Origin of the sequence: Futiania mangrovi (assembly GCF_024158125.1) — a bacterium.
Lineage (GTDB): Bacteria > Pseudomonadota > Alphaproteobacteria > Futianiales > Futianiaceae > Futiania > Futiania mangrovi.
On sequence record NZ_JAMZFT010000001.1, the window covers coordinates 279,741 to 304,340 of the forward strand.

General features: G+C 68.8%; 26 protein-coding genes and 1 tRNA gene. 9 read left to right on the plus strand and 18 right to left on the minus strand.

Annotation, left to right across the window (positions count from 1 at the left end; genetic code table 11):
• The first annotated feature begins 66 nt into the window (after positions 1 to 66).
• Complete coding sequence (gene alaS / locus NJQ99_RS01325; protein WP_269331002.1) at positions 67 to 2,733, plus strand: alanine--tRNA ligase; 2,667 nt, start codon at positions 67 to 69, stop codon at positions 2,731 to 2,733.
• Positions 2,734 to 2,766: 33 nt separating this feature from the next.
• Here the strand turns inward: alaS and NJQ99_RS01330 are convergent, their stop codons facing one another.
• Together NJQ99_RS01330 and NJQ99_RS01335 are read right to left on the minus strand one after the other, a co-directional pair.
• Positions 2,767 to 3,231: a GFA family protein gene (locus NJQ99_RS01330; RefSeq protein ID WP_269331003.1), complete on the minus strand. Its 465-nt coding sequence runs from the start codon at positions 3,229 to 3,231 to the stop codon at positions 2,767 to 2,769.
• An 87-nt stretch (positions 3,232 to 3,318) separates the two neighbouring features.
• Positions 3,319 to 4,530, minus strand: a complete 1,212-nt coding sequence (locus tag NJQ99_RS01335) for an NADP-dependent isocitrate dehydrogenase (protein WP_269331004.1) — start codon at positions 4,528 to 4,530, stop codon at positions 3,319 to 3,321.
• A 157-nt stretch (positions 4,531 to 4,687) separates the two neighbouring features.
• Here NJQ99_RS01335 and NJQ99_RS01340 point away from each other — a divergent pair, with 157 nt between their 5' ends.
• Together NJQ99_RS01340 and rpsD are read left to right on the plus strand one after the other, a co-directional pair.
• Positions 4,688 to 5,494, plus strand: a complete 807-nt coding sequence (locus tag NJQ99_RS01340; RefSeq protein WP_269331005.1) for an RNA methyltransferase — start codon at positions 4,688 to 4,690, stop codon at positions 5,492 to 5,494.
• A gap of 171 nt (positions 5,495 to 5,665) precedes the next feature.
• A complete protein-coding gene (rpsD, locus tag NJQ99_RS01345; protein ID WP_269331006.1) occupies positions 5,666 to 6,283 on the plus strand; it encodes a 30S ribosomal protein S4 in 618 nt (205 codons plus the stop codon).
• An 87-nt stretch (positions 6,284 to 6,370) separates the two neighbouring features.
• On the opposite strand, the gene NJQ99_RS01350 is transcribed toward rpsD, so the two are convergent.
• The 7 genes from NJQ99_RS01350 to purC all read right to left on the minus strand — a co-directional run bounded on the left by NJQ99_RS01350 (position 6,371) and on the right by purC (position 11,576).
• On the minus strand, positions 6,371 to 6,868 hold the full coding sequence (locus tag NJQ99_RS01350; protein WP_269331007.1) for a hypothetical protein: 498 nt from the start codon (positions 6,866 to 6,868) through the stop codon (positions 6,371 to 6,373).
• A gap of 120 nt (positions 6,869 to 6,988) precedes the next feature.
• The gene (gene grxD, locus NJQ99_RS01355) at positions 6,989 to 7,330 is read right to left on the minus strand and encodes a Grx4 family monothiol glutaredoxin (RefSeq protein WP_269331008.1); all 342 of its coding nucleotides are present in this window, start codon (positions 7,328 to 7,330) and stop codon (positions 6,989 to 6,991) included.
• 60 nt (positions 7,331 to 7,390) lie between these two features.
• Positions 7,391 to 7,624 (minus strand): BolA family protein, encoded by a 234-nt coding sequence (locus tag NJQ99_RS01360; RefSeq protein WP_269331009.1) that lies wholly within the window; start codon positions 7,622 to 7,624, stop codon positions 7,391 to 7,393.
• Between the two features lie 16 nt (positions 7,625 to 7,640).
• On the minus strand, positions 7,641 to 9,809 hold the full coding sequence (purL, locus tag NJQ99_RS01365; RefSeq protein WP_269332055.1) for a phosphoribosylformylglycinamidine synthase subunit PurL: 2,169 nt from the start codon (positions 9,807 to 9,809) through the stop codon (positions 7,641 to 7,643).
• 56 nt (positions 9,810 to 9,865) lie between these two features.
• A complete protein-coding gene (purQ, locus tag NJQ99_RS01370; RefSeq protein WP_269331010.1) occupies positions 9,866 to 10,552 on the minus strand; it encodes a phosphoribosylformylglycinamidine synthase subunit PurQ in 687 nt (228 codons plus the stop codon).
• A complete protein-coding gene (purS, locus tag NJQ99_RS01375; protein ID WP_269331011.1) occupies positions 10,549 to 10,791 on the minus strand; it encodes a phosphoribosylformylglycinamidine synthase subunit PurS in 243 nt (80 codons plus the stop codon). Before purS ends, purQ begins: the two co-directional genes overlap by 4 nt.
• Positions 10,792 to 10,826: 35 nt before the next feature.
• On the minus strand, positions 10,827 to 11,576 hold the full coding sequence (gene purC, locus NJQ99_RS01380) for a phosphoribosylaminoimidazolesuccinocarboxamide synthase (RefSeq protein ID WP_269331012.1): 750 nt from the start codon (positions 11,574 to 11,576) through the stop codon (positions 10,827 to 10,829).
• 200 nt (positions 11,577 to 11,776) lie between these two features.
• Between purC and NJQ99_RS01385 the strand changes: the two genes are divergently transcribed.
• Entirely contained in the window at positions 11,777 to 12,106 is a 330-nt protein-coding gene (locus NJQ99_RS01385; protein WP_269331013.1) for a DUF1476 domain-containing protein, read from the plus strand.
• Between the two features lie 103 nt (positions 12,107 to 12,209).
• Here NJQ99_RS01385 and NJQ99_RS01390 read toward each other — a convergent pair whose 3' ends face one another.
• The 5 genes from NJQ99_RS01390 to sfsA form a co-directional block, all read right to left on the minus strand.
• On the minus strand, positions 12,210 to 12,368 hold the full coding sequence (locus tag NJQ99_RS01390; RefSeq protein WP_269331014.1) for a hypothetical protein: 159 nt from the start codon (positions 12,366 to 12,368) through the stop codon (positions 12,210 to 12,212).
• Between the two features lie 86 nt (positions 12,369 to 12,454).
• Positions 12,455 to 13,762, minus strand: coding sequence for an adenylosuccinate lyase (purB, locus tag NJQ99_RS01395; RefSeq protein ID WP_269331015.1), 1,308 nt, complete (start codon positions 13,760 to 13,762; stop codon positions 12,455 to 12,457).
• Between the two features lie 98 nt (positions 13,763 to 13,860).
• On the minus strand, positions 13,861 to 14,562 hold the full coding sequence (gene radC, locus NJQ99_RS01400; protein ID WP_269331016.1) for a RadC family protein: 702 nt from the start codon (positions 14,560 to 14,562) through the stop codon (positions 13,861 to 13,863).
• A 7-nt stretch (positions 14,563 to 14,569) separates the two neighbouring features.
• Positions 14,570 to 15,391 carry a type I methionyl aminopeptidase gene (gene map, locus NJQ99_RS01405; RefSeq protein ID WP_269331017.1) on the minus strand — a complete coding sequence of 274 codons (822 nt, stop codon included), beginning with the start codon at positions 15,389 to 15,391 and terminating at the stop codon, positions 14,570 to 14,572.
• Between the two features lie 26 nt (positions 15,392 to 15,417).
• A complete protein-coding gene (gene sfsA, locus NJQ99_RS01410) occupies positions 15,418 to 16,119 on the minus strand; it encodes a DNA/RNA nuclease SfsA (protein WP_269331018.1) in 702 nt (233 codons plus the stop codon).
• A gap of 117 nt (positions 16,120 to 16,236) precedes the next feature.
• Between sfsA and NJQ99_RS01415 the strand changes: the two genes are divergently transcribed.
• Together NJQ99_RS01415 and NJQ99_RS01420 are read left to right on the plus strand one after the other, a co-directional pair.
• The gene (locus NJQ99_RS01415) at positions 16,237 to 16,995 is read left to right on the plus strand and encodes a competence/damage-inducible protein A (protein WP_269331019.1); all 759 of its coding nucleotides are present in this window, start codon (positions 16,237 to 16,239) and stop codon (positions 16,993 to 16,995) included.
• Between the two features lie 137 nt (positions 16,996 to 17,132).
• Positions 17,133 to 17,219: transfer RNA gene (locus NJQ99_RS01420), tRNA-Leu, on the plus strand.
• 133 nt (positions 17,220 to 17,352) lie between these two features.
• On the opposite strand, the gene NJQ99_RS01425 is transcribed toward NJQ99_RS01420, so the two are convergent.
• On the minus strand, positions 17,353 to 18,735 hold the full coding sequence (locus NJQ99_RS01425) for an MATE family efflux transporter (protein WP_269331020.1): 1,383 nt from the start codon (positions 18,733 to 18,735) through the stop codon (positions 17,353 to 17,355).
• 295 nt (positions 18,736 to 19,030) lie between these two features.
• Between NJQ99_RS01425 and NJQ99_RS01430 the strand changes: the two genes are divergently transcribed.
• The 3 genes from NJQ99_RS01430 (at position 19,031) to NJQ99_RS01440 (ending at position 21,438) form a co-directional block, all read left to right on the plus strand.
• Positions 19,031 to 19,276 carry a TM2 domain-containing protein gene (locus tag NJQ99_RS01430; RefSeq protein WP_269331021.1) on the plus strand — a complete coding sequence of 82 codons (246 nt, stop codon included), beginning with the start codon at positions 19,031 to 19,033 and terminating at the stop codon, positions 19,274 to 19,276.
• A 158-nt stretch (positions 19,277 to 19,434) separates the two neighbouring features.
• Positions 19,435 to 20,073, plus strand: a complete 639-nt coding sequence (locus tag NJQ99_RS01435) for a hypothetical protein (RefSeq protein WP_269331022.1) — start codon at positions 19,435 to 19,437, stop codon at positions 20,071 to 20,073.
• 198 nt (positions 20,074 to 20,271) lie between these two features.
• On the plus strand, positions 20,272 to 21,438 hold the full coding sequence (locus NJQ99_RS01440; protein WP_269331023.1) for a CaiB/BaiF CoA transferase family protein: 1,167 nt from the start codon (positions 20,272 to 20,274) through the stop codon (positions 21,436 to 21,438).
• 102 nt (positions 21,439 to 21,540) lie between these two features.
• Here NJQ99_RS01440 and NJQ99_RS01445 read toward each other — a convergent pair whose 3' ends face one another.
• The 3 genes from NJQ99_RS01445 to NJQ99_RS01455 are packed head-to-tail and all read right to left on the minus strand — an operon-like array spanning position 21,541 to position 24,600.
• Positions 21,541 to 22,365 carry a F0F1 ATP synthase subunit gamma gene (locus NJQ99_RS01445; protein WP_269331024.1) on the minus strand — a complete coding sequence of 275 codons (825 nt, stop codon included), beginning with the start codon at positions 22,363 to 22,365 and terminating at the stop codon, positions 21,541 to 21,543.
• Positions 22,362 to 23,867 (minus strand): F0F1 ATP synthase subunit alpha, encoded by a 1,506-nt coding sequence (locus NJQ99_RS01450; protein WP_269331025.1) that lies wholly within the window; start codon positions 23,865 to 23,867, stop codon positions 22,362 to 22,364. The genes NJQ99_RS01445 and NJQ99_RS01450 overlap by 4 nt, the downstream gene beginning before the upstream one ends.
• Positions 23,845 to 24,600 (minus strand): F0F1 ATP synthase subunit B family protein, encoded by a 756-nt coding sequence (locus NJQ99_RS01455; RefSeq protein ID WP_269331026.1) that lies wholly within the window; start codon positions 24,598 to 24,600, stop codon positions 23,845 to 23,847. The genes NJQ99_RS01450 and NJQ99_RS01455 overlap by 23 nt, the downstream gene beginning before the upstream one ends.

A 24,600-nucleotide genomic window follows, 5' to 3' on the forward strand; every position in this document is an offset into this window, starting at 1 on the left:
ATGACAGGCGGGCTTGCGCAATCCCCGGCCCGGTGGCGGGCCGGGCCAGACGAGGTGCCGATCGACATGAGCAGCCTGAGCGACATCCGCCGCACGTTCCTCGAGTTCTTCGAGAAGAACGGACACCAGGTCGTGGCGTCCTCGCCACTCGTGCCGCACAACGATCCCTCGCTGCTGTTCACGAACGCCGGCATGGTGCAGTTCAAGAACGTGTTCACCGGGCTCGAGACGCGCGCGTACAACCGTGCGGCGACCTCGCAGAAATGCGTGCGCGCGGGCGGCAAGCACAACGACCTCGACAATGTCGGCTACACCGCGCGCCACCACACGTTCTTCGAGATGCTGGGGAACTTCTCCTTCGGTGACTATTTCAAGGCGGACGCGATCGACTTCGCCTGGCGGCTGGTGACGCAGGAGTTCGGCCTGCCGAAGGATCGTCTGCTCGCCACCGTCTATGCCGAGGATGACGAGGCCTACGATCTCTGGCGCAAGGTCGCAGGCCTGCCCGAGAGCCGCATCATCCGGATCGCGACGTCGGACAATTTCTGGCAGATGGGAGACACGGGCCCGTGCGGACCCTGTTCCGAGATCTTCTTCGACCATGGCGAGGGCATTCCCGGCGGACCGCCCGGTAGCCCGGACGAGGACGGCGACCGCTTTATCGAGATCTGGAACCTCGTCTTCATGCAGTTCGAGCAGAAGGAGGGCGGCGCGCGCGTGGCCCTGCCCAAGCCCTCGATCGACACCGGCATGGGGCTCGAGCGCGTCGGCGCCGTTCTCCAGGGCAAGCACGACAATTACGACACGGACCTGCTCCGCAGCCTGATCGTGGCGTCGGCGCAGGCGTCCGGTACCGATCCGGACGGCCCGCACAGGACGAGCCACCGCGTGATCGCCGACCATCTGCGCGCGTCCTGCTTCCTGATCGCCGACGGCGTGCTGCCCTCGAACGAGGGACGCGGCTATGTGCTGCGGCGGATCATGCGGCGCGCCATGCGCCATGCGCACATGCTGGGCGTTGACGAACCGCTGATGTGGAAGCTGGTGCCCGCGTTGGTGCGCGCCATGGGAGATGCCTTCCCGGAGCTTGGCCGTGCGCAGGCGCTGGTGACGGAGACGCTGAAGCTCGAGGAGAGCCGGTTCCGCCGCACGCTCGACCGGGGTCTGCGGCTGCTCGACGAGGAGGTCGCGGATCTCGCCGCGAGCGGCACGCTGCGCGGCGATGTGGCGTTCAAGCTTTACGATACCTATGGTTTCCCGCTGGACCTGACGCAGGACGTGCTTCGCGGGCGCGGGCTGAAGGTCGATACCGACGGCTTCAACCGTGAAATGGCACGCCAGAAGGCGGAGGCGCGCGCCCATTGGGCAGGCTCCGGCGAGGCGGCGACGGAGGCGGTGTGGTTCACCATCCGCGACCGCGTAGGCGGCACGGACTTCCTGGGCTACGAGGCCGAGCGGGCGGAGGGCCGCGTCGAGGCGCTGGTGCAGTCCGGCAAGGAAGTGGCGAGCGTGGCCAGGGGCGGCGAGGCCGAGGTCGTGCTCAACCAGACGCCGTTCTATGCGGAATCGGGCGGACAGGTCGGCGACTCCGGTGCGATGCACGGAAACGGCGTTCGGCTCTCTGTGCTCGATACGGTCAAGCGCGCGGGCGACCTGCACGTCCACCGCGTGCGCGTGGAGGACGGCACGCTCGAGGTGGGCGCGGAACTGGCGCTCGAGATCGACGCTGCGCGGCGCACGGCAATCCGCGCCAATCACTCCGCGACGCACCTGGTGCACGAGGCGCTGCGCCGCGTGCTGGGCGATCACGTGACGCAGAAGGGCTCGCTTGTGTCGGCGGAGCGGTTGCGCTTCGACTTCAGCCACCCCAAGCCCATGACGGCGGAGGAGGTCGAGCAGGTCGAGGCCATCGTCAACCGTGTCGTCCGCCAGAACGAGGAGGTGGGCACCCGCCTGATGGCGCCGGAGGACGCGATCGAGGCCGGCGCGCTCGCCCTTTTCGGGGAGAAGTACGGCGAGGAGGTCCGCGTCCTCTCCATGGGCGCGGACGCGGAGAAGCCGACCGGCATCTATTCGGTCGAACTGTGCGGCGGCACGCATGTGCGGCGCACCGGCGACATCGCGCTGTTCAAGATCGTCTCGGAAGGCGCGGTTGCGTCGGGCGTGCGCCGGATCGAGGCGCTGACGGGCGAAGGCGCGCGCCGTTACCTGGTTGAGCAGGAGCGAGCCGCGCGCGAGGCCGCCGCGGCGCTCAAGACCACGCCGCAGGAACTGCCGGGCCGCGTCGTCTCGCTGATGGAGGAGCGCCGCCGGCTCGAGCGGGAACTCGCGGATGCGAAACGCGCGCTGGCCCTGGGCGGCGGCGGGGGCGGGGCGACGGCGTCCGCGCCGGTGGAGGTTGGCGGTATCCGCTTCCTCGGCCGGGTGCTCGACGGCGTGAACCCGAAGGATCTGCGCGGCCTCGTCGACGATGCCAAGCGCGACCTGGGTTCCGGCGTCGTTGCCTATGTCGCGGTCAACGAGGGCAAGGCGGCGGTTGCCATCGGTGTGACCGACGACCTGACCGGCACGCTGAGCGCGGTCGACCTCGTGCGCGTCGGGGCCGAGGCGCTGGGCGGCAAGGGCGGCGGCGGCCGCCCCGACATGGCGCAGGCGGGCGGCCCGAACGGGGCGGACGCGGCCAAGGCGATCGAGGCGCTGCAGGCCGCGCTTGCGGCGCGCGTGGCGGCCTGAGCGTCGCCGGGCACCGGGGGGGCGGGCCCGGGGTCAGTCGCGGTCGGGTGCCTGAAGGCTCTCGAGCCGGGCAAGAAGGTCCGCGGGCATGGAGGCCTCGGTCGTGCGGCCGGGCAAAAGGTGCAGTGTCTCGAACCAGGGGAGGCGGCTCTCGACGCCCTCCTGCATGACCGGCGGCACCCGCTCCGGGTCGTCGAGACTGCCGATGGACACGGCGATGCGCGGCCGGCCTGCAACAGCATAGGTCAAGGGCGTGCCGCACAGCCGGCAGAACCCCCGCCGGCCAGCCTCCGACGACTTGAATACGGCAATCTCCCCGCGCGTCACATGAAAGTGGTGTGCGTCGAGCCCCGCAAGCGCGGCGAACGGCGCGCCGAAAGCCTTCTGGCACATCCGGCAATGACAGATCGAGGGCGTGTCGGGGATGGCGTCGAGCGCGTAGCGCACGGCCCCGCACTGGCATCCGCCCGTCAGGACGGCATCTGTTGGGGCGCTCATGGTCCTTCCTCCTCCTCGGCAGAAAGCAAAGGGGCCCGGCGGACAACCCGCCGGGCCCCCAAGCAAACCACGAAGCGGGTAGGCCCGTCAGCCCAGCGCCTTCTGAAGGTTCTCGTCGATCTTGTCGAGGAAGCCGGTCGTGGAGAGCCACTTCTGGTCCGGTCCGACGAGGAGCGCGAGATCCTTCGTCATGTAGCCGGCCTCGACCGTGTCGATGCACACCTTCTCCAGCGTCGTGGCGAAGCGCGCCAGTTCCGCGTTGTCGTCGAGTTTCGCGCGGTGCGCGAGGCCGCGCGTCCAGGCGAAGATCGAGGCGATAGAGTTGGTCGACGTCTCCTTGCCTTGCTGGTGAAGGCGGTAGTGGCGCGTGACCGTGCCGTGGGCCGCTTCCGCCTCGACCGTCTTGCCGTCCGGCGTCATCAGCACGGAGGTCATCAGGCCGAGCGAGCCGAACCCTTGCGCGACCGTGTCGGACTGCACGTCGCCGTCGTAGTTCTTGCACGCCCAGACGAAGGCGCCCGACCACTTCATCGCGCAGGCGACCATGTCGTCGATCAGGCGATGCTCGTAGGTGATGCCGGCGTCCTCGAACTTCTTCTGGAAGTCCTTCTCGAACACTTCCTGGAACAGGTCCTTGAAGCGGCCGTCATAGGCCTTGAGGATGGTGTTCTTGGTCGACAGATAGACCGGCCAGCCGCGGTTCAGGCCGTAGTTCATGCAGGCCCGCGCGAAATCGCGGATCGACTCGTCGAGGTTGTACATCGCCATGGCGACGCCGCCGCCGGGGTAGTTGTAGACCTCGTGTTCGATGACCTGGCCGTCTTCGCCCTCGAACTTGATGGTGAGCTTGCCCTTGCCCGGCACCACGAAGTCGGTGGCGCGGTACTGGTCGCCGAAGGCGTGGCGGCCGACGACGATCGGCTGCGTCCAGCCCGGGACGAGGCGCGGCACGTTCTTGCAGATGATCGGCTCGCGGAAGACGACGCCGCCCAGGATGTTGCGGATCGTGCCGTTCGGCGACTTCCACATCTTCTTCAGGCCGAATTCCTCCACCCGCGCCTCGTCCGGCGTGATGGTGGCGCACTTCACGCCGACGCCATGCTTCTTGATCGCTTCCGCCGCGTCGACCGTGACCTGGTCGTTGGTCTGGTCGCGGTACTCGATCCCGAGGTCGTAGTACTCCAGCTTGATGTCGAGATAGGGCAGGATCAGCTTCTGCTTGATGAAGTCCCAGATAATCCGGGTCATCTCGTCGCCGTCCAGTTCGACGACCGGATTTGCCACCTTGATTTTCGTCATGGATCCCTCGGGCCTTGAGCGTTGCCTTTGAAGGACGCGGCCTAACGCGCGCCCTGCCTTGATCGCGCGCGGACCATAGCCGAGGCCGCGCCCCTCGCCAAGTACGCCAAAGGGCGTTAGAAGGCGCGGGCTCGCATTGCAGGGGAATTTGCCGCAGATGGCCGGAACCAACCGCACCGCCCTCGCGATCACGGGGGGGCCCGTGATCATACTCGTTGAGCCGCAGCTTGCCGACAACATCGGGGCCGCGGCCCGCGCCATGCTGAACTTCGGCCTGACCGAGATGCGGCTGGTCGCGCCGCGCGACGGCTGGCCGAACGACCGTGCGAACGCGATGGCGAGCGGAGCGGTCGAGGTGCTGGAGCGCGCGCAGGTCTTCGAAACGACGGCCGATGCGGTCGCCGACCTGCACTGGGTCGCGGCGACGACAGCGCGGGGCCGCGATCTCGTGAAGCCGGTGCTCGGCCCCGACACGGCGACGCGCGAGGCGGCTTCTCGCATGTCCTCCGGGCAGAAGTGCGGGGTGCTGTTCGGACGGGAGCGGACGGGGCTCGAGACCGAGGACATCGCGCGCGCCCATGCCATCGTCACCTATCCGGTGAACCCTGCATTCGCCTCGCTCAACCTCGCGCAGGCGGTGCTGCTCTACGGCTACGAGTGGTTCCGCGCCGCGGTCGACTGGTCGCCGCACCAGATGCCGGAGCCGGCCCCGGCCGCCGAGTTCGAGGGCTTCATCGGCCACCTGGAGCGGGAACTCGACGCCTCGGGCTTCCTGCGCCCGGCGGAAAAGAAGCCCGGCATGATGCGCAACATCCGCGCCATGTTCCAGCGCGCCGACCTGACGGCGCAGGAGGTGCGCACACTGCGCGGCGTGGTGCGTGCGCTGGCCGAGTTCCGGCCCGCGACCAAGGCGCACCTGATCAAGAACCCAGGCCCCATCGTCGACGAGGAGGACGGGGTTTGACTTTTCGCGCCGAGGACGTATAAACCCCGACTTCGCCGGCGCATAAGGCCGGCGGGAAACGCGTGCCCGCGCCGTCTGCGATAGAAAGCGACGGTCTGTCGTCCGGGGCGACTCGGAAGAGGAGGGCGCGAACACTTTTGATGACGACGTCACTCGTTTGAAGGACTGAACATGTCGAAGCGCAGCGAAGCGAAGTACAAGCTTGACCGCCGCATGGGCGAGAACATCTGGGGCCGCCCGAAGAGCCCGGTCAACAAGCGCGAATACGGCCCCGGCCAGCACGGCCAGCGCCGCAAGGGCAAGCTCTCCGACTTCGGCGTGCAGCTGCGCGCCAAGCAGAAGCTGAAGGGCTATTACGGCAACATCACCGAGAAGCAGTTCCACCGCACCTATGTCGAGGCGGAGCGGCGCAAGGGTGATACCGGCGAGAACCTTGTGGGCCTGCTGGAGAGCCGCCTGGACGCGGTCGTCTACCGCTCGAAGTTCGTGCCGACGGTCTTCGCCGCGCGCCAGTTCGTCAACCACGGCCACGTGAACGTCAACGGCCGCCGGGTGAACATCCCGAGCTTCCGCTGCAAGCCGGGCGACGTGATCGAGATCCGCGGCAAGGCGCGCGAGATGGCGCTGGTGCTCGAGGCGCTGCAGTCGGCGGAGCGGGACATCCCCGACTATGTCGACGTCGACGTGAACAAGATGACGTCGACCTTCGTGCGCATCCCGCGCCTGGGCGACATTCCCTACCCGGTGCACATGGAGCCGAACCTGGTCGTCGAGTTCTACTCGCGCTGACCGGCCCGCACAGGGACAGAGACGGACGCGGGGGCCTTCGGGCCCCCGTTTTCATTGGTGGGTGTCAGGCGGAGAGGAGGCAGCCGCTCAGCGCGCGCCCCAATGCACCGTATAGGCCAGGCGCGGCAGCGCAGCGTCTTCGGGCGAGGGAACGGGCGCGACGCCGATGGTGTAGAGGCCCGAGGAGGCGATCGGAACGACGAAGAGACCGCGCCCGCTGGCCGTCACCACATGCTCTCGCAGGGACTCCGGCATGCCCTCGCGCATCACGGTCAGGCGCAGGGCGCCGGCTGCGATGGCGGCGTCATATTCCACGAACACCGTCTGGCCGGACAGGTAATAGAAGGTCTTGAGACCCAGGGTCTCCGACGGCACGAAGCCCGCCTGGTAGTGCGCCGCGGCAGCAGGACCTTCGAGGCGGCCGCTCTCCCGCCCGACATAGGGGAAGATGCCGCTCAGATAGACGAACACGACCGTGCCGACGGCGCCCGCGATCAGGATGCCGATAAAGGTGCCGATGCCGCCCTTCGACTTCGGGCGGTCGTCGGCGCGGGCCGGGGCGGTGCGGGGTGCGGGACGGGCCATGCGGGCACTATAGCCGCCGGAGTGTTAGCCGCCCGTGAACGCAAGCGCCCTGAAACGCGAAACCGCCGGGCGCTTGCGGGCGGCCCGGCGGTGCGAACTTGCGGCGGTGACGGGAACGCCTCAGGCGGCGTTCTCCGTTGCGATGCCCTTGTCCTTCAGGAACTGCTGCAACTCGCCTTCCTGGAACATCTCGCGGACGATGTCGCAGCCGCCCACGAACTCACCCTTCACATAGAGCTGCGGGATCGTCGGCCAGTCGGAGAAGTCCTTGATTCCCTGGCGGATCTCCATGTCGTCGAGCACGTTCACGCCCTTGAACTTCACGCCGAGGTAGGTCAGTACCTGCACCACCTGGCTGGAGAAGCCGCACTGCGGAAACACCGGCGTGCCCTTCATGAAGAGCACGACGTCGTTTTCGGAAATGTCCTTGCGGATCTGGTCGAACGCCGGATTGTCACTCATCGTCATCGTCTCCCATCATGCCCGGATCAAGGGCCGGACCGTGGTTGCTGGAAAGTCCTGTCAGGCCGGGGCAGAGGTCTGCAGCGCGAGCGCGTGCAGTTCCCCACCCATCCGTCCCTTCAGGGCATCGTAGACCATCTTGTGCTGCTGCACGCGCGTCTTGCCCGCGAAGGCCGCGGACACGACGTGCGCCGCGTAATGGTCGCCATCGCCGGCCAGATCCTCGATGCGGACCTGCGCATCGGGAAAGCTTTCCTTGATCAGCCGTTCGATGTCGGCGGCATCCATTGCCATCGGGCGCCTTGCCTCCTCAGCTTGCGTCCATGAAGCGAGGGAACCACGACTCGTGCGCGGTCCGCAACGCCTCAACGGATATGGAGAGATGGCCCTCGACGGTCAATGCGTCGCCGCCCGTCGTGCCGATGCGCTGCGCCGGAACGCCGGCGTCCCGCGCCCGGGCGAGAAGGCCCTCGGCCTCGCCCTCGGGCACGCAGACGAGGTAGCGCGCCTGGTCCTCGCCGAAGAGAGCGGCATGGGCTGCCACCTTCCTCGGCAGCGCATGGATGCGCGCGCCGATGCCGGACGCCATCGCCATCTCTGCCAGCGCAACGGCCAGGCCGCCGTCGGCAAGGTCGTGCGCCGTGCGCACCGTGCCGTCCTCGACGAGGGTTCGCACGAAGTCGCCGTTCGCCCGCTCCGCCACCAGATCGACGGGCGGGGGCGGGCCATCCTCGCGGCCCAGCACGTCGCGCAGGTAGACCGATTGGCCGAGATGGCCCGCGGTCGCGCCGATGAGGACGATCGCCGCGCCCGCGGCCTTGAAGGGTACGGTCGCGATGCGGTCGCAGTCGGCGATCAGGCCCACGGCGCCGATGGCCGGGGTGGGCAGGATCGCGCGGCCCTGCGTCTCGTTGTAGAGGCTGACATTGCCGGAGACGACGGGCGTGTCGAGCGCACTGCACGCCTCCCCGATGCCCCGGATCGCGGCGACGAACTGGCCCATGATCTCCGGCCGCTCGGGATTGCCGAAATTCAGGTTGTCGGTGATGGCGAGCGGCTTCGCGCCCACCGCGCAGAGATTGCGGAACGTCTCCGCCACCGCCTGCGCGCCGCCAATGCGCGGGTCGGCCTCCACATAGCGGGGGGTGACGTCGCAGGTCACGCCCAGCGCCTTGCGCGTGCCCTCGATCCGCACGACGGCGGCGTCGCCGCCGGGACGCACCAGCGTGTTGCCCTGGACGAGGTGATCGTACTGCTCCCACACCCAGCGGCGCGAGCAGAGGTCGGGCGAGCCGATCAGTGTCAGCAAGGTCTCGCCCAGGTCGCGCACGGGCGCCACCTCGCCCAGCGGCGCGGGGGCCGCCGGCGCGGTCCAGGGCCGGTCGTACTCTGGCGCCTCGTCGCCCAGTTCCTTGATCGGCAGGTCGGCGTATTCCGCGCCGTTCATGCAGATGCGGAAGCGCTTGTCGTCGGTCGTGTGGCCGACGACGGCGAAGTCGAGGCCGTATTTGCGGAAGATCGCCTCCGCCACCTCCTCGCGCCCCGGACGCAGCACCATGAGCATCCGCTCCTGGCTCTCCGACAGCATCATCTCGTAGGGCGTCATGCCGGTCTCGCGGCAGGGCACGTGCTCGAGGTCGAGACGCACGCCGAGATTGCCCTTCGCACCCATCTCGACCGCCGAACAGGTGAGGCCCGCCGCCCCCATGTCCTGGATCGCGATGACCGCGTCGGTCGCCATCAGTTCGAGGCAGGCTTCCAGCAGCAGCTTTTCGGAGAACGGGTCGCCCACCTGCACGGTCGGGCGCTTCTCCTCGGTCGCGTCGTCGAACTCCTGGCTCGCCATGGAGGCGCCGTGGATGCCGTCGCGCCCCGTCTTGGAGCCGAGGTAGACGATGGGGTTCCCCACGCCCGACGCCGCCGAATAGAAGATCCTGTCGGCCGGCGCGATGCCCACCGCCATGGCGTTGACGAGGATGTTGCCGTTGTAGCGCGGGTGGAAGTTTACCTCTCCGCCCACCGTCGGCACGCCGAAGGCGTTGCCATAGCCGCCGATCCCCTCGACCACGCCCGCCACGAGATGGCGCGTGCGCGGATGGTCCGGCGCGCCGAAGCGCAGCGCGTTGAGCGCCGCGATGGGCCGTGCGCCCATGGTGAAGACGTCGCGCAGGATGCCGCCCACGCCGGTCGCCGCGCCCTGGTAGGGCTCGATGAAGCTCGGGTGGTTGTGGCTCTCCATCTTGAAGACGACCGCCAGCCCGTCGCCGATGTCGACGACGCCCGCGTTCTCGCCCGGCCCGCAGATGACCTGCGGCCCCTTGGTCGGCAGCGTCTTGAGGTGGATCTTCGAGGACTTGTAGGAGCAGTGCTCGTTCCACATGGCGGAGAAGATGCCAAGCTCCGTCAGCGTCGGCACGCGGCCGATCAGCGACAGGATCTTCTCGTACTCCTCGGGCTTCAGGCCATGCTCGACGGCCATCTCGACCGTCACCTGCGGCTCCTCGCCCGGTCCCTTGTTGTGAGTGCGGGGATGCGTCACGCTACCGTCTCCACCAGCGAGCGGAAGAGGCCGAGCCCGTCCGTGCCGCCCTGCGCCGGGTCGGTCAGGTTTTCCGGGTGCGGCATCATGCCGAGCACATTGCGCCGTTCGTTCAGGATGCCCGCGATGTTCTCCAGCGAGCCGTTCGGGTTGGCCGCCGCCGTTATCGCGCCGTCGGCGTCGCAATAGCGGAAGGCCACGCGGTCCTCGTCCTTCAGCCGGGCGATGGTGTCGGCGTCGGCGAAATAATTGCCGTCGTGGTGCGCCACGGGCACGCGCAAGACCTGGCCTTGCGCATAGGCCTGCGTGAAGCCCGACCGCACCGTTTCCACCCGCAGGTGCACGTCGCGGCAGATGAACTTCAGGCCCGCGTTGCGCAGAAGCGCGCCCGGCAGCAGCCCGGTCTCGGTCAGGACCTGGAAGCCGTTGCAGATGCCGAGCACCGGCACACCCGCACCGGCCCGGCGGATCACCTCCGGAATGACGGCTGAGCGGGCAGCCATCGCGCCGCAGCGCAAATAGTCGCCGTGCGCGAACCCGCCCGGCAGGACGATCAGGTCGGCGCGGGGCAGGGCGGTCTCGTCGTGCCAGACGAACTCGGCCTTGCCGCCGGCACGCACGATGGCGGCTGCGACGTCGCGCTCGCGGTTGGTGCCGGGGAAGACGACGACGACCGCTTTCACCCGACCAGCTCCACGTCGTATTTCTCGATCACCGTGTTGGCGAGCAGCTTCTCGCACATGTCGCGGACGCTCGCCTCGGCGCGGGCGGGGTCGGTCTCGGCAAGCTCGATCTCGATGAGCTTTCCCTGCCGGACCTCGCCGACGCCCTCGAAGCCGAGCGTGCCCAGCGCCTTCCCGATCGCCTTGCCCTGCGGATCGAGGACACCGGTCTTGAGCGTGATGTGAACCCTGGCCTTCACCTGATTCCCTTTCGATCTGCGCCGTGGCGGCAGTCTTACGTCGCCGAGGCGGACTGGCCCTCGCCCGGCATCAGGCCGAGGCGGCGGGCAACCTCCTGGTAGGCTTCCGTGACCCCGCCGAGATCGCGGCGGAAGCGGTCCTTGTCGAGCTTCTCGCCCGTTTCGATGTCCCACAGGCGGCACGAATCGGGGCTGATCTCGTCGGCGAGCACGATGCGCATCATGTCGTTCTCGTAAAGCCGGCCGAATTCCAGCTTGAAGTCGACGAGCCGGATGCCGATGCCGAGGAAGAGGCCCGACAGGAAGTCGTTCACGCGCAGCGCCAGCGCGATCATGTCGTCGAGGTCCTGCGTCGAGGCCCAGCCGAAGGCGGTGATGTGCTCTTCCGACACCATCGGGTCGCCCAGCGCGTCGTTCTTGTAATAGAACTCGACGATGGAGCGGGGCAGGGAGGAGCCTTCCTCCAGGCCAAGCCGCTTCGACAGAGAGCCAGCCGCGACATTGCGCACCACGACCTCGATCGGGATGATCTCCACCTCGTGGACAAGCTGTTCGCGCATGTTCAGGCGGCGGATGAAGTGCGTGGGGACGCCCAGCTCGTTCAGCCGCGTCATGATGTATTCGGAGATGCGGTTGTTCAGCACCCCCTTGCCGTCGAGCACCGCGCGCTTCTCGTTGTTGAACGCCGTGGTGTCGTCCTTGAAGTACTGGATGAGGGTGCCGGGCTCCGGGCCCTCGTACAGCACCTTGGCCTTGCCTTCGTAAATCCGTCTGCGCCGTGCCATGGGGTGGCCTGCCTCGCCGAAAAGGGGGCTTCAGAAGGGACGCCGTGCGCGCGTGCCGCTGCGGCCGTCCGTACGCGAGGCGGTTCTTACTCCAAAGGCTTGCGCAAAACAACGCTCGCGCCTTGATATAGGGGGGCGGCGGGGGTATCCCGTAGCCCGAGCGAAACGCCGCATCAAACGTCGAGGAGATGGGAGCCGCCATGAGCGCGTTCAATGACCGGGAAAAGGGTTACGAATCCAAATTCGCGCATGACGAGGAACTGCGCTTCAAGGCGAACGCGCGCCGCGCCAAGCTCGTCGGGCTGTGGGCGGCGGGCCTGATGGGCAAGTCCGGGGACGAGGCCGACGCCTATGCGAAGTCCGTCGTCATCGCCGACTTCGAGGAAGCGGGCGACGAGGACGTGTTCCGCAAGCTGCGCAAGGATCTGGACGCCGCGGGCGTGGAGGTCTCCGACCACCAGATCCGCCGCGAGATGGACGACCTGCTGGTCACCGCGCGCGAGCAGATCATGATGGAAGTGAAGGGCTGAGCCTGCGGCGGCCGCCGATCATCCTGAGAGGCTGAAAGGCCGCCGGCGTCCGACCGGCGGCCTTTTCCATACGTGCGTTGGGGGCGCGGTGGGCGCGCCCCTGTCAGTCCGTCTTCACCGACGGCAGGTTGACGGTGATGTCCGCCTGGTTCTGCTGGGCGTCGTAGTAGAGATACCCCAGCACGCCGACGGCGACGACCAGCGCCCCCACGATGAAGTAGAGGATGTTGTTGCCGCCGGCCTGGCGCGTGTTGGTGCTCATCTCGGCGCGACCTCCTTCGCTTTCGTCCAGTGTCCTGGGCCGAAGAACGCCGCGCCGGCGCAATGGGTTCCCGCGAAGGGGGGGCGTCAGGCTTCCCCGAACACGCGGGCGAAGATCGTGTCCACGTGTTTGGTGTGGTAGCCGAGGTCGAACTTCTCCTCGATATCGGCGTCGGAGAGGTACTTGCGCACGTCCGGGTCGGCCTTGAGGAAGGCGATGAAGTCGCCCTCGCCGCGCCAGACCTTCATCGCGTTGCGCTGCACGAGGCGGTAGGCGTCCTCCCGGCTCGCGCCCTTCTGGGTCAGCGCCAGCAGCACGCGCTGCGAATTGTGCAGGCCGCCCAGCCGGTCGAGGTTGCGCTGCATGTTCTCAGGGTACACGACCAGCTTGTCGATCACGCCGGTCAGGCGCGCGAGCGCGAAGTCGAGCGTCACCGTCGCGTCCGGGCCGATGTTGCGCTCCACCGAGGAATGGGAGATGTCGCGCTCGTGCCACAGCGCCACGTTCTCCATCGCCGGGAACGCCATGGAGCGGACGAGGCGGGCAAGGCCCGTCAGGTTCTCCGTCAGCACGGGATTGCGCTTGTGCGGCATGGCGGAGGAGCCTTTCTGGCCGGCGGAGAAATACTCCTCCGCCTCGAGCACCTCGGTGCGCTGCAGGTGGCGCACTTCCGTCGCCAGCCGCTCGATGGAGGATGCGACGACCGCGAGCACCGAGAAATACATGGCGTGCCGGTCGCGCGGGATCACCTGCGTGGAGACCGGCTCGACCGCGAGGCCCAGCTTCTCGGCGACATGCGCCTCGACGCGGGGGTCGATGTTGGCGAACGTGCCGACCGCGCCGGAAATGGCGCAGGTCGCGATCTCGGCCCGCGCCATCTCCAGCCGCTGCTTCGCCCGGTCGAACTCCGCATAGGCCTGGGCGAGCTTCAGCCCGAAGGTCACCGGCTCGGCATGGATGCCGTGGCTGCGGCCGATGCAGACGGTGTCCTTGTGCTCGTAGGCGCGGCGCTTGATGGCGGCGAGCAGGGCCTCCACGTCCGCGATCAGCAGGTCGGTCGCGCGCACGAGTTGCACGTTGAAGCAGGTGTCGAGCACGTCTGAGGAAGTCATGCCCTGGTGCACGAAGCGCGCATCCGGTCCCACGAACTCGGCCAGGTGGGTAAGGAAGGCGATGACGTCGTGCTTCACCTCGCGCTCGATCTCGTCGATGCGGTCGACGTCGAAGGTGGCGGGCCCGCCCTTTTCCCAGATCGTGCGGGCGGCTTCCTTCGGAATGATTCCCAGTTCCGCCATGGCGTCGGCCGCGTGCGCCTCGATCTCGAACCAGATGCGGAACCGGGTCTCGGGCGTCCAGATCGCGGACATTTCGGGGCGGGTATAGCGGGGGATCATCGGCGGCGTCCTCGCGTTGCGGGATGGCGGCAGGAGAAGTGACGCCGCGGCTCTTAGCAGAGGGGCGCGCGCGCCTCAACGCCGGAAGGCTCAACCCCCTAAAGCAGGCCGAGGGACTTGAAGCTCGCGTGCGCGCCCTGGCCGATGACGAGATGGTCGTGCAGCCGGATGCCGACGGCGCGCGCCGCCTCCTCGATCTGCTTGGTCATGGCGATGTCTGCCCCCGACGGCGTGGGATCCCCGCTGGGGTGATTGTGGACGAGGATCAACGCCGACGCACCCAGTTCCAGCGCGCGCTTGACCACCTCGCGCGGGTATACGGGCGTGTGGTCGACGGTGCCCTTCTGCTGCACCTCGTCGGCGATCAGCAGGTTCTTCTTGTCGAGGAACAGGATGCGGAACTGCTCCGTCGTGTTGAAGCCCATCGCCGCCGTGCAATAGTCGAGCAGCGCGGTCCACGAGGAGATGGCGGGCCGGTTCAGCACCCGCCCGCGCGCGAGTTTCAGGGCAGCGGCCTGCACGCTCTTCAGTGCGACGATTACGGTGTCGCCCACGCCCTTGACTTCCCGCAGGCGGGCGGGGTCGGCGCTCACCACCTCGCCGAAGCCGCCGAAGCGCGCGATCAGCGCCTTGGCAAGCGGCTTCACGTCGCTGCGCGGGATGGCGAGGAAGAGGATGAGCTCCAGAAGCTCGTAGTCGGCGACCGCGTCCGCGCCGCCGTCGAGGAACCGCTGCTTCAGCCGGGCGCGGTGGCCCGCGCGATGGTCGTCCGCCGTCTCGCTCGCGCCCGTGTCCGCCATTGCGGCGCTAGAGATAGGGCGGCCGGTGCAGGCCGGCGGGCGAGAGGGTGAAGATCTCCACGCCGTCGGCGGTCACGCCCACCGAATGTTCGAACTGGGCCGACAGCGTGCGGTCCTTGGTCACCGCCGTCCAGCCGTCCGAGAGGAGCTTCACCGCGGGCTTGCCGAGGTTGATCATCGGCTCGATCGTGAAGAACATGCCTTCCTTCAGCACCGCGCCCTGGCCCGGGCGGCCGAAGTGCAAGACGCTCGGCGCGTCGTGGAACACGCGGCCGAGGCCGTGCCCGCAGAAGTCGCGCACCACGCCGCAGCGGTGGCTCTCGGCATAGGCCTGGATCGTGTGGCCGATGTCGCCCAGCGTGACGCCCGGCCGCACCATGTCGATGCCGCGCATCATCGCCTCGTAGGTCACGTCGATCAGGCGTTCCGCCTTCCGCGAGATCGCCCCCACGGGGTACATCCGGCTCGTGTCGCCGTGCCAGCCGTCGAGGATCACGGTGACGTCGATATTGACGATGTCGCCTTCCTTCAGCTCCCGGTCGCCCGGGATGCCATGGCAGACCACGTGGTTGACCGAGGTGCAGATCGACTTCGGGAAGCCGCGGTAGAAGAGGGGGGCTGGCACCGCACCGCGCGCCACGACGAACTCGTGGCAGCGCCGGTCGAGTTCGTCCGTCGTCACGCCCGGCACGACATGCGGCGTAATCATGTCGAGGCATTCCGCAGCGAGCCGCCCGGCCTGCCGCATGCCTTCGAAGGCCGCCGGCCCGTGCAGCTTGATCCGGCCAGAAGGGGTCGCCACAGTCTGGAGAACGAATGCGTCTGTCATCGGGTTATGATCTCGTCTTTCCCGCGTCACACGTCAAGCGCGAGCCGCCGGACGGGCACGATTTCATCGGGCGCGATCCGGCAGGCGCACACCGCGACCTCCACGCCCGCGGCCCGTGCCTCCGCGAACGCGGCGGCGTATGCGGGGTCGAGGTCGCCCGCCAGCGCGAACCGCTCGCAGTCGTCGCGCTGCACGATGTATAGCATCAGCGCGCGCGCCCCTTGCGCCACCATGTCCGACATCTCCCGCAGGTGCTTGGCGCCGCGTGCGGTCACGCTGTCGGGAAACTCGGCGAGGCCCTCCCGCCGGCGCAGGTGGACGTTCTTCACCTCGATGTAGAGGGGCGGGGCGCCCGGCGGTTCTGCCAGCAGGTCGATGCGGCTCGACGCGCCGTACTTCACCTCGCGCCGCAGGGGCGCGCCCGCCGGCACCTCCGGCACGAGGCCCGCTGCGATCGCCTCCGCCGCGAGACCGTTGGGGCGCCCCGTGTTGATGCCGACGAGGGTTGCGTCCGCGCGCACAAGCTCCAGCGAGAGCGGGTATTTCCGGCTCGTACCCTCGTGCGCCTCCAGGAACACTTCCATGCCCGGCTCGGCGAGGCCCAGCATCGCGCCGGGGTTCGGGCAGCTGACCGTGACGTCGCGTCCGTCGGCCAGCGTCACGTCCGCGAGGAAGCGCTTGTAGCGGCGGATCAGCCGGGCGGGGACGAGCGGGCGGGGAAACTGCATGGCAGGCACCTTCGACATGTCGGCGGGCAGGCGGGCGAGGGGGCTTGACGCCGCCCCCTCCGCGCCCTTCCTAAAGAGCCGGAGCGCACCCGTCGAGAGCCAGGAGGAACACACCCCATGTCCGAACAGCCGACCGCCGGCATGGTCATCATCGGCGAGGAGATCCTCGGCGGGCGCACGCAGGACACCAATCTCGCGCGGCTCGCGAACTTCCTCGGCCCCATCGGCATTGCCATCCGCGAGGTCCGCGTGGTCGTCGACGAGGTCGAGGAGATCGCCGCCGCCGTCAACGCGCTGCGCACCCGCTACACCTATGTCTTTACCACGGGCGGCATCGGGCCCACCCACGACGACGTGACCGCCGACGGCATCGCGCGGGCGTTCGGCGTGGAGTTGAAGGAGCGGGCGGACGCGCTCGCCATTCTCGAGGCCTATTATGCCGAGGGCGACCTCAACGCCGCCCGCCGCCGCATGGCGCGCATCCCGGGCGACGCCAGCCTGATCGAGAACCCGGTCAGCGCGGCGCCCGGATTCCGGCTGGAGAATGTCTTCACCATGGCCGGTGTGCCGAAGATCGTAGACGGCATGCTGGAGAGCATCCGGCCGCAGCTTGCGGGCGGGCCGCCGCTGCTGTCGGTGTCGATCCGCTCGAACGCGCTGGAGGCGGAGATCTCCGAGGGGCTGGAAGCCTTGCAGAACGAGATGCCGGACGTGCGCTTCGGCTCCTACCCCTTCGCGCGGTCGGGCCGGTTCGGCACGCGCCTCGTCGGGCGCACGACCGACGCGGACCGGCTGGCGGCGGCCGAGGAGAAGATCGTCGCGCTCCTCGAACGCCTGGGCAAGGAGTACGTCCGCGAGGACCCCGACGCGGCGTGAGGGGGGCGCCGCGCCCTTTCACAGCTCCCAAGTCACCCCGTGTAGATGCGAACCGGCCGCCGGGAATTTTCCCGCGACGCTGGGGGCTTCCCGCCGGGCGCGGCCTCGCCTAGGTTGAACGCGCTGCGCTTCGCGATGCCCGCTTGGCGGAATTGGTAGACGCAAGGGACTTAAAATCCCTCGGCCGCAAGGTCATGCCGGTTCGACTCCGGCAGCGGGCACCAAAAAAAAGCAAAGGCTTATGCCGGTTCAAAACAGGGATGAGCCGCCAGCCCCGGCGTTCGTGTCACCGCGTGTGTCAGCGAGTCGCCGGGTGGTCCTGGCCCGCGTCTCTTGAACGCCCCTGGTGCCCCGGACCTATGGGAAGTCGCCCGTGGCGGTCCCGGTACCGCGGGTGCCGGCCCTCCACGGTCCTGTGCGCAGCGCCGCGCCGTTGAAGAGACCGTAGCTCACCATGCCCGCCGCCACCGCGGCGAACAGGACCCCGGTCGTCAGCGCGTCCATCGCGTGCGCCACCGCGAGCACCGCCACGATTACGGCGAGCCGAACCACCGACCCGCTCACCGGCCAGAACAGCGTGCCGAGGCCCTGGCTCGCGAAATAGAGGGCAAGCCCAAGCCCGAAGAAGCCATAGGCCGGGCCGACGATGCCGAGGGCCTGTTCCGCAACCGCGGTTACCGCCGCCTCGCGCGTGAAGAGCGGCACCCAGAGGTCGGGGACCGTCGCGACGGTGATGCCGATCGTGCCGACCAGCGCAGCAGCGATCAGCGCGCCCGTCCAACCGATACGCACCGCGCGCGCCCGCCGTCCCGCGCCCGCATTGCCGCCCACCATGGCGATGAGCGCCGCGCCCACGCCGAAGATCAGAGGAGTCATGAGCAGCTCGAGCCGGGCCGCGATCGCATAGCCCGCCAGCGCCTCCAGCCCGATGCGGCCCGCGACCGCCGCGACCAGCAGCGAGGCTGAGACGGTCAGCAGCGACTGGGTGCCCGCGAGCATCCCCGACGCGAGACAACGGCGCACGAGGCCCCACGGCACCGGTACCCGGAAGGTCAGGCGAAACCCCGCCCGGCCCGTGAGCACATAGGCAAGCAGCCCGGCCGCACCCAGGCCATAGGCCGTCAGCACCGCGAGCGCAGCCCCGCCCATGCCGCCCCAGCCGATCAGCGGCCAGGCGAGGCCTGCGTGGATCGCCGTCACCGCGGCGATGCCGGCCATGGGCACGACCATCTCGCCGGTGCCGCGCAGCAGCCCCGCCGTCATGTTGAACAACCACACCGCCAACATGCCGGGGAAGAATACCGCGCCATAGGCGACGGCTGCGTCCAGCGCCGCGCCGCTGCCGCCGAGCAGGCGGAAGAACGAGGGCCCTGCCACGGTCAGCAGCCCGCCCATCACGCCCGCGCCGATCAGCGCGATAACCATGGCCGCGCGCGCAACGTCCGCGCAGGCCCGCGCGTCGCCCGATCCGCTGGCCCGCGCCATCGCGCCCGATACCGCGCCGCCGATCGCGCCCGCCGAAAGCATCGCGGTCAGCATGTAGAGCGGGAAGACGAGTGCCGAGCCAGCAAGAGCATCGATGCCGAGCTGCCCGATGGCCGCGCCCTCGACGACGCTGATGGTGATCTGGATGAGCGCGCCCGCAACGGTCGGCACGGCAAGGCGCGCGAGCGTCGGCCCGATGGCGCCGTCGAGGATCCGCATACGCCGCGCAGCCGACTTCTGCTCGCCCCCTGCCACCCGCGCCGCCCTTTTCGGATAACTGCCCCGTGGGGACGTTAGGCAGAACCGCGAGAACCCTCAAGCGGATCGGATAGCCGAACGTCCACGATGCAGAATCCGGCGGAGGGGGGAATTGGGCGCTGGCTTCGGTTTTGACGGGTGGCGGATTGTTCGGCAGAATTGCAATCGGAAATGGAATTGGGGCGGGAAAATGAGCCAGATACAGCGTGGTGCAGACGGCCAATCGGCTCAGAATTCGACAATCAGCGCGGATACACGGGCGCAACTCAACTATGATGCCCAGAAGAAATCGATGCTGGTGTCCTATCTGTTGTGGATCTTTCTCGGCTGGTTCGGGGCGCACCGGTTCTATCTTGGGCGGATCGTCTCGGGCCTGATCCTGCTCGCCCTCACCATCCTCACCTTCCTGATCGGGATGGTCACGCTCGGCTTCGGCAGCTTTCTGATGGCCATTCCGGCGATCTGGGTCCTGGTCGACGCCTTCCTCATCCCCGGCATTGTCCGGCGCGCCAACCAGGCGCTCATCGCCCGGCTCTGAGAGGCGCCTTCGTCTTCAAGCGGCTTCTCCCGAACACTGCACCCTAACCGATGGAGGCCGGGATATGCGCGTCCTGATGCTTGTGCTGCCCCTTCTGACCTCGCTGGCCGCTCTCGCGCCGCAGGCGTCAGCGGAGATCAAGGTGGCGCTGAGCGGCAGTGCGCGAGGCCTATGGCCAGAAGGTGCGCGAGGAACAGGCGCGCTGGGCCGCCCACATGGAGCGCGTCCTGGCGGACCCCAAGGCGTCGGTGAACCTTGCCGATGCGAGCGCGCATGACGAGGCGCGCGCCGTGGCCCTGCTCGCCGCGGGGCGCCGGGTTTTCATGCGCAATGACAAGATGTCCTTCAGCGAGGGCAGGGCGGTCGTTCAGACCTTTATGCCCTACACCCTGCCGCAGCGGCTGGCCGCGATCCCCAAGCCCGATCAGGGGTTCAACTGGGAGGACTGGTTCGACAAGACAGCCTCGGCGGGCAAGCGCACCGGCTACGACGTCTATTGCCGGATGGACCCGGCTGCATTGTCGAACATCGATAAGGGCGCGCTGTTCGAGGTGGACGCGAAACTCGCAAGCTTCGGCCGCTCCGTCGTGCTGGAGTGCACACCGGCAGTGATCGAGGACCGAAAGCTGTGCGACCTGGCCGACGGGGGCAAGTATTGCGAGACCGTACACACCTGCCAGAGCGGGGAATACCGGCTGGTTCTGCGCAACGAGAGCGGCGATCTCAGCCACATCGACGCCGTGTACCCGAACGCCGCCGATCCGGACGAGTGGCAACATTCGCAACGCTGGCGCTAAGGTGTTCCAACCGGGACACCGGGAAGGGATCGGGCAGCTACGCCGGACGCGCGTTCCGGCCACGCGCCTTTCTGGCCAGGCGCCTTTCTGGCTTTTGCGCGCGATGTGCTGACCGTGCCTCGGTGAGCGCGGCGCTTCAGCAGGGGCTGTGCCCTCGCACCGAACAGGGACCAACAGCTGCAAAGCGGGGTAGAGAAATTGGCAGCACCCGACGCCTGGCAACCGCTCGAAGGGGTGCGGATCGTCGACTTCTCGATGCTCCTGCCCGGTCCGCTGACGACCGTCGTTCTGGCCGACCTCGGGGCAGAGGTCATCAAGGTCGAACCGCCCGGCGGCGACTACGCCCGCCAGATGAAGAACAACACGCTCAAGGGCACCAATCGCAACAAGCGGAGCATCGCGCTCGACCTGAAGGTCGCGTCCGCGCGCCAGGTCGTTGACCGGCTGGCCGCCTGGGCCGATGTGGTCGTCGAGGGCTTCAGGCCGGGTGTCGCTGACAAGCTGGGCTTCGGCCCTGCGCGGCTGAGAGGCATCAACCCGGGGCTGATCTATTGCTCCATCTCTGGCTTCGGGCAGACCGGGCCGGCGCGCACCCATCCGGGGCACGACCTCGCCTACATGGCCATGGGCGGCGGCATGGCGCACAAGGGGCAATTGCGCTCCCCGCCGCAGCGGGCGGCGCTTCCCGTGGCGGATTACCTCGGCGGTGCCTATGCCGGTATCGCGATCCTGGCCGCGCTCAGGGAGCGGGACAGGACCGGCAAGGGCATCGCCATCGACCTGAGCCTCTACGAGTCGGTCCTGTTCGCGACCCTGATGCGTTTCGGGCCCGAAACCCCGCCCACGTCGCTGACCCATCTCTTTCCCGCCAACGACGTTTTCGCGTGCGCAGACGGGAAGCAACTCGCGCTCACCGTCGTCGAACAGAAATTCTGGGACAATTTCGTGGCTGCCGTGGGCGGTGCGTTTCCGGAAATCGCGTCGCCCGACTTTGCGGACGAGCAGGGGCGCCTGGAACACCACCTGCGTCTGATGGACCTGCTCGACGCGATGTTCTCAACGCGCCCCGCGGCGGAGTGGATCGCGCTGCTCGAGAGATACGACGTGCCGGCGGCGATTTGCGTGACGCCGGCCGAGGCGCTGGCGTCCGCGCACGCCCGGGCGCGCGCGCTGCACCATGAGACGGCGGAGGGGCCCGTCATGCCGTTTCCGGCCGTCACGGACCGCGGGCGCGTGCCGCCGCCGCGGCGTGGGGCGCCGCCGCTGTCCATGGACGCGCACGCCATCCTCGAGCAGATCGGGTTCGAAAGGGACGAGGCCGCGAGGCTGCTGGCCGACGGGGCCGTCGTCGCACCCCCGTCCTGAACATTTGGGCAGCGCAGGAGGCAAGCGCCCACCGGCGGCATGTTGAGATGGCGGAAGGTGTTGCACATCCGCACAGGCCAGGGACAGGGCGGGTAGGGGCGCTCAGCGGGCTGACGCGCCACCGCCGGAAACCTCGATGATCTCCTCGGTCATCTGCTCCTGGCGTGCCTGCTGAAACTCGGTACGCAGGTCCTTCGCCATGCGGCGTACGTTCGATTGCGCGCGCGCCATCGCCTCCGCGCGGGCCGCGTTCTCCGCCGCGAAGGCCAGCATCAGCGCCTCGCATAGCTCGGTGAAGACATACTCCTCCACGAGCGCGGCCAGCAGGGGTGCAGGCGCGAGGTTGGTAAGAGGCTGCCGTTCGCGTTCGGGCGGAAAGCGGCCGAAGTCGAACGGGAACAGCCGCCGGCGCACAGGCGGCTCGGCGGGCGCGGCAGGGTCGGCGAAAAGGATGTGCACGGCCTTACCCGGAGCCTGCGCGAGATGGGCGAAGAGCGCATCGGCCAGCCGGCTTGCAAGGCCCGGTACCTCCGGCGCGTGCGCGACCATGTCGGCGTACCAGAAGGGCTCCTCCTCCCCAAACGCCGCGAGCGTCCGCGCGCCGATGATCATGAGCTGCGCGCCGCCCGCCCGCTCTGCCGCCGCGGCGTCGGCCAGCCGGTCGGCGTGTGCCCCGCAGAACCCTTGCGAGGCGCCGACCACGATCGACAGGGCGGCGTCCGGCTGCCCGGCGGCGGGAACGTCCAGCATGGTGCCGAGCACCGCCGACAGCGCGCTGGCGACCGTCCCCTCTTGCTTGCGGATCGCCTCCAGGTGGGTGCGGGTCTCGGCCTGGTGTGCGGCGGCGATGGCGCGCAGCGTCGAGACGATGCTCTCGATCTGTCCGATGTTCCCGATCCGCTGCTGGATGTCTTCAGGCCGGTTCATTCGCCGCGCTCCGGCAGGTGTCCGGCGGCGGAGCGCACGCAGGCGACGAGCGCGGCGCGGGTGTCGTCATCGAGGTCCGAGGGATCCTCGCGGAACGCCGCAAGCGCGGCGTTTTCCGCGATCAGCGGTTCGAGCGCGTCCTTCAGGCGGGAGAAGTCCTCCAGCGCCACGTCGTCGAGCGCGCCGTCGGAGAGGGCTGCCAGCAACGCCACCTGCGCCGCGGGGGTGAGCGGTGCGTAGCGCTTCTGCGCCAGCAGCGCCCCGATCCGCTCCCCGCGCGCGAGCCTCGCCTTCATCGCGGCATCGCCGAAGCCGCCGAAGCGGGAGAACATCTTCATCTCCAGATATTGCGCATAATCGAGCCGCACGCGGCCCGCGACCTTCTTCAGCGCGCCGGGCTGGGCTTTGCTGCCGACGCGGCTGACCGACAGGCCGACGTCGACGGCGGGGCGCTGGTTGCCCGCGAACAGCGCCGACGAGGTCACGATCTGCCCGTCCGATATCGAGATGAGATTGGTCGGGATGTAGGCGGAGAGGTTGCCTTCCTCGATTTCCGCGATGGGCAGGGCGGTGAGCGAGCCGCCCCCCTTCGCCTCGGCGAGCTTCGCCGAGCGTTCCAGCAGGCGCGCGTGCAGGTAGAAGATGTCGCCCGGATAGGCCTCCCGCCCCGGCGGCTCGCGGGCGAGCAGGGCAAGCTCCCGGTGCACGGCGGCGTGCTTGGTCAGGTCGTCGTAGACGATCAGCGCATGCCCGCCCCGGTCGCGGAACCATTCCGCCATCGTCGTCGCCGCGAAGGGGGCGAGCCAGCGCAGCCCCGGCTCCGCCGTGGCGGGGGCAACGACGAAGATCGTGCGGTCGAACGGCCCGCGGTTGCGCACCGCCTCGATCACGCGGCGTACCTCGGTGGTGCGCTGGCCGATGGACACATAGACCGAGACGATGTCGCTTGCCTTCTGGTTCAGGATCGTGTCGACGGCGATGGAGGTCTTGCCGGTGCTGCGCTCCCCGATGATCAGTTCCCGCTGGCCGCGGCCGATGGCGAACAGCGCGTCCACGACCAGGATTCCGGTGGCGAGCGGCACGCTCACGAAATCGCGGTCGACGATCGCGGGCGCGGGCCGTTCGGTCTCGACGGTCTCTCCGGTCTCGATTGCGGGCTGACCGTCGAGCGGTCGGCCCAGCGGATCGACGACGCGGCCGAGCAGGGCTTCGCCCACCGGGACCGACAGCGCCCGCCCCGTGCGCGCGACGCCGGCGCCCGCTTCGACGCCGTCCATGGGGTCGAGAAAGGCGGCTTGCAGCACATCCTCGTCGAGATTGAGCACGAAGCCGCGCGCGCCCGTCGGAAACGTCAGGATCTCGCCAAGCGACGCTCCGGGCAGCCCGGCGACCCGGGCAAGGCCGTCGGCGATCTCGGTCACCACGCCCGTTTCCTCCGCCTCCGCGCCGAGCGGGGTCTCCGACACGCGCCGCTTCAGGTCATCGAGCAGTGGATCGGTCATCGTCGGCAAGCGCCTTCGTCAGCTTGGCAATGTCATGGGCGAGCGAATTGCGGACCGCGCCCGAGGTCGAGCGTAGCTCGAGCCCGGCGATCATCTGCGGGTCCGTCTCGACTGGCAGGGCGGCGAGATCCGCGTCCCCGGCGAACCCCGAGAGCGCCGCGCGCACGGCGGCCTCCTCCTCCCCGCCGAGGGGGCGGGCCGCGACGATGCGCAGATCGCCGCCCGACAGCAGTGCGTGCCGGTCGCCTTCCGCCATGGCCGCGAGCGCCTCGGCAAGACGCGGCGCATAGCCCGCGGGCGTCGGCGGGTCGGGCATGTCGTCGGCGGCGCGGCGGGCGATGGCGGCGGCAAGCTCCTTGGCGCGGGCGACTGTGGCGCTCTCCGCATCGCGCCGGGTGCGTTCGGCGTCCTTGTGCGCCTCGGCGACGATCCGGGCGGCTTCCTGCCTCGCGGCATCGACCAGTCGCCTGTGCTCGGCCTCGGCATCTTCCTTCGCCTTGTCCAGAAGCTCCCGGCGGGCGGCGCGGTTGGCGTCGGCCTGTGCTTTCGCCTCCGCCGTGGCCGCCTCGGCCTGCTTGCGCGCCTCCTCCGCCTTCGCCATGGCCGCCGCGGTCTCCGCCTTGCGCGCCGCGATCATGTCCGCGACCGGCCGGAACAGGAAGTACCGGAGGATGGCCAGCAGAACCAGAAAGTTGACGATCTGGAACGCGAAGGTGACCCAGTCGAAGGTCAT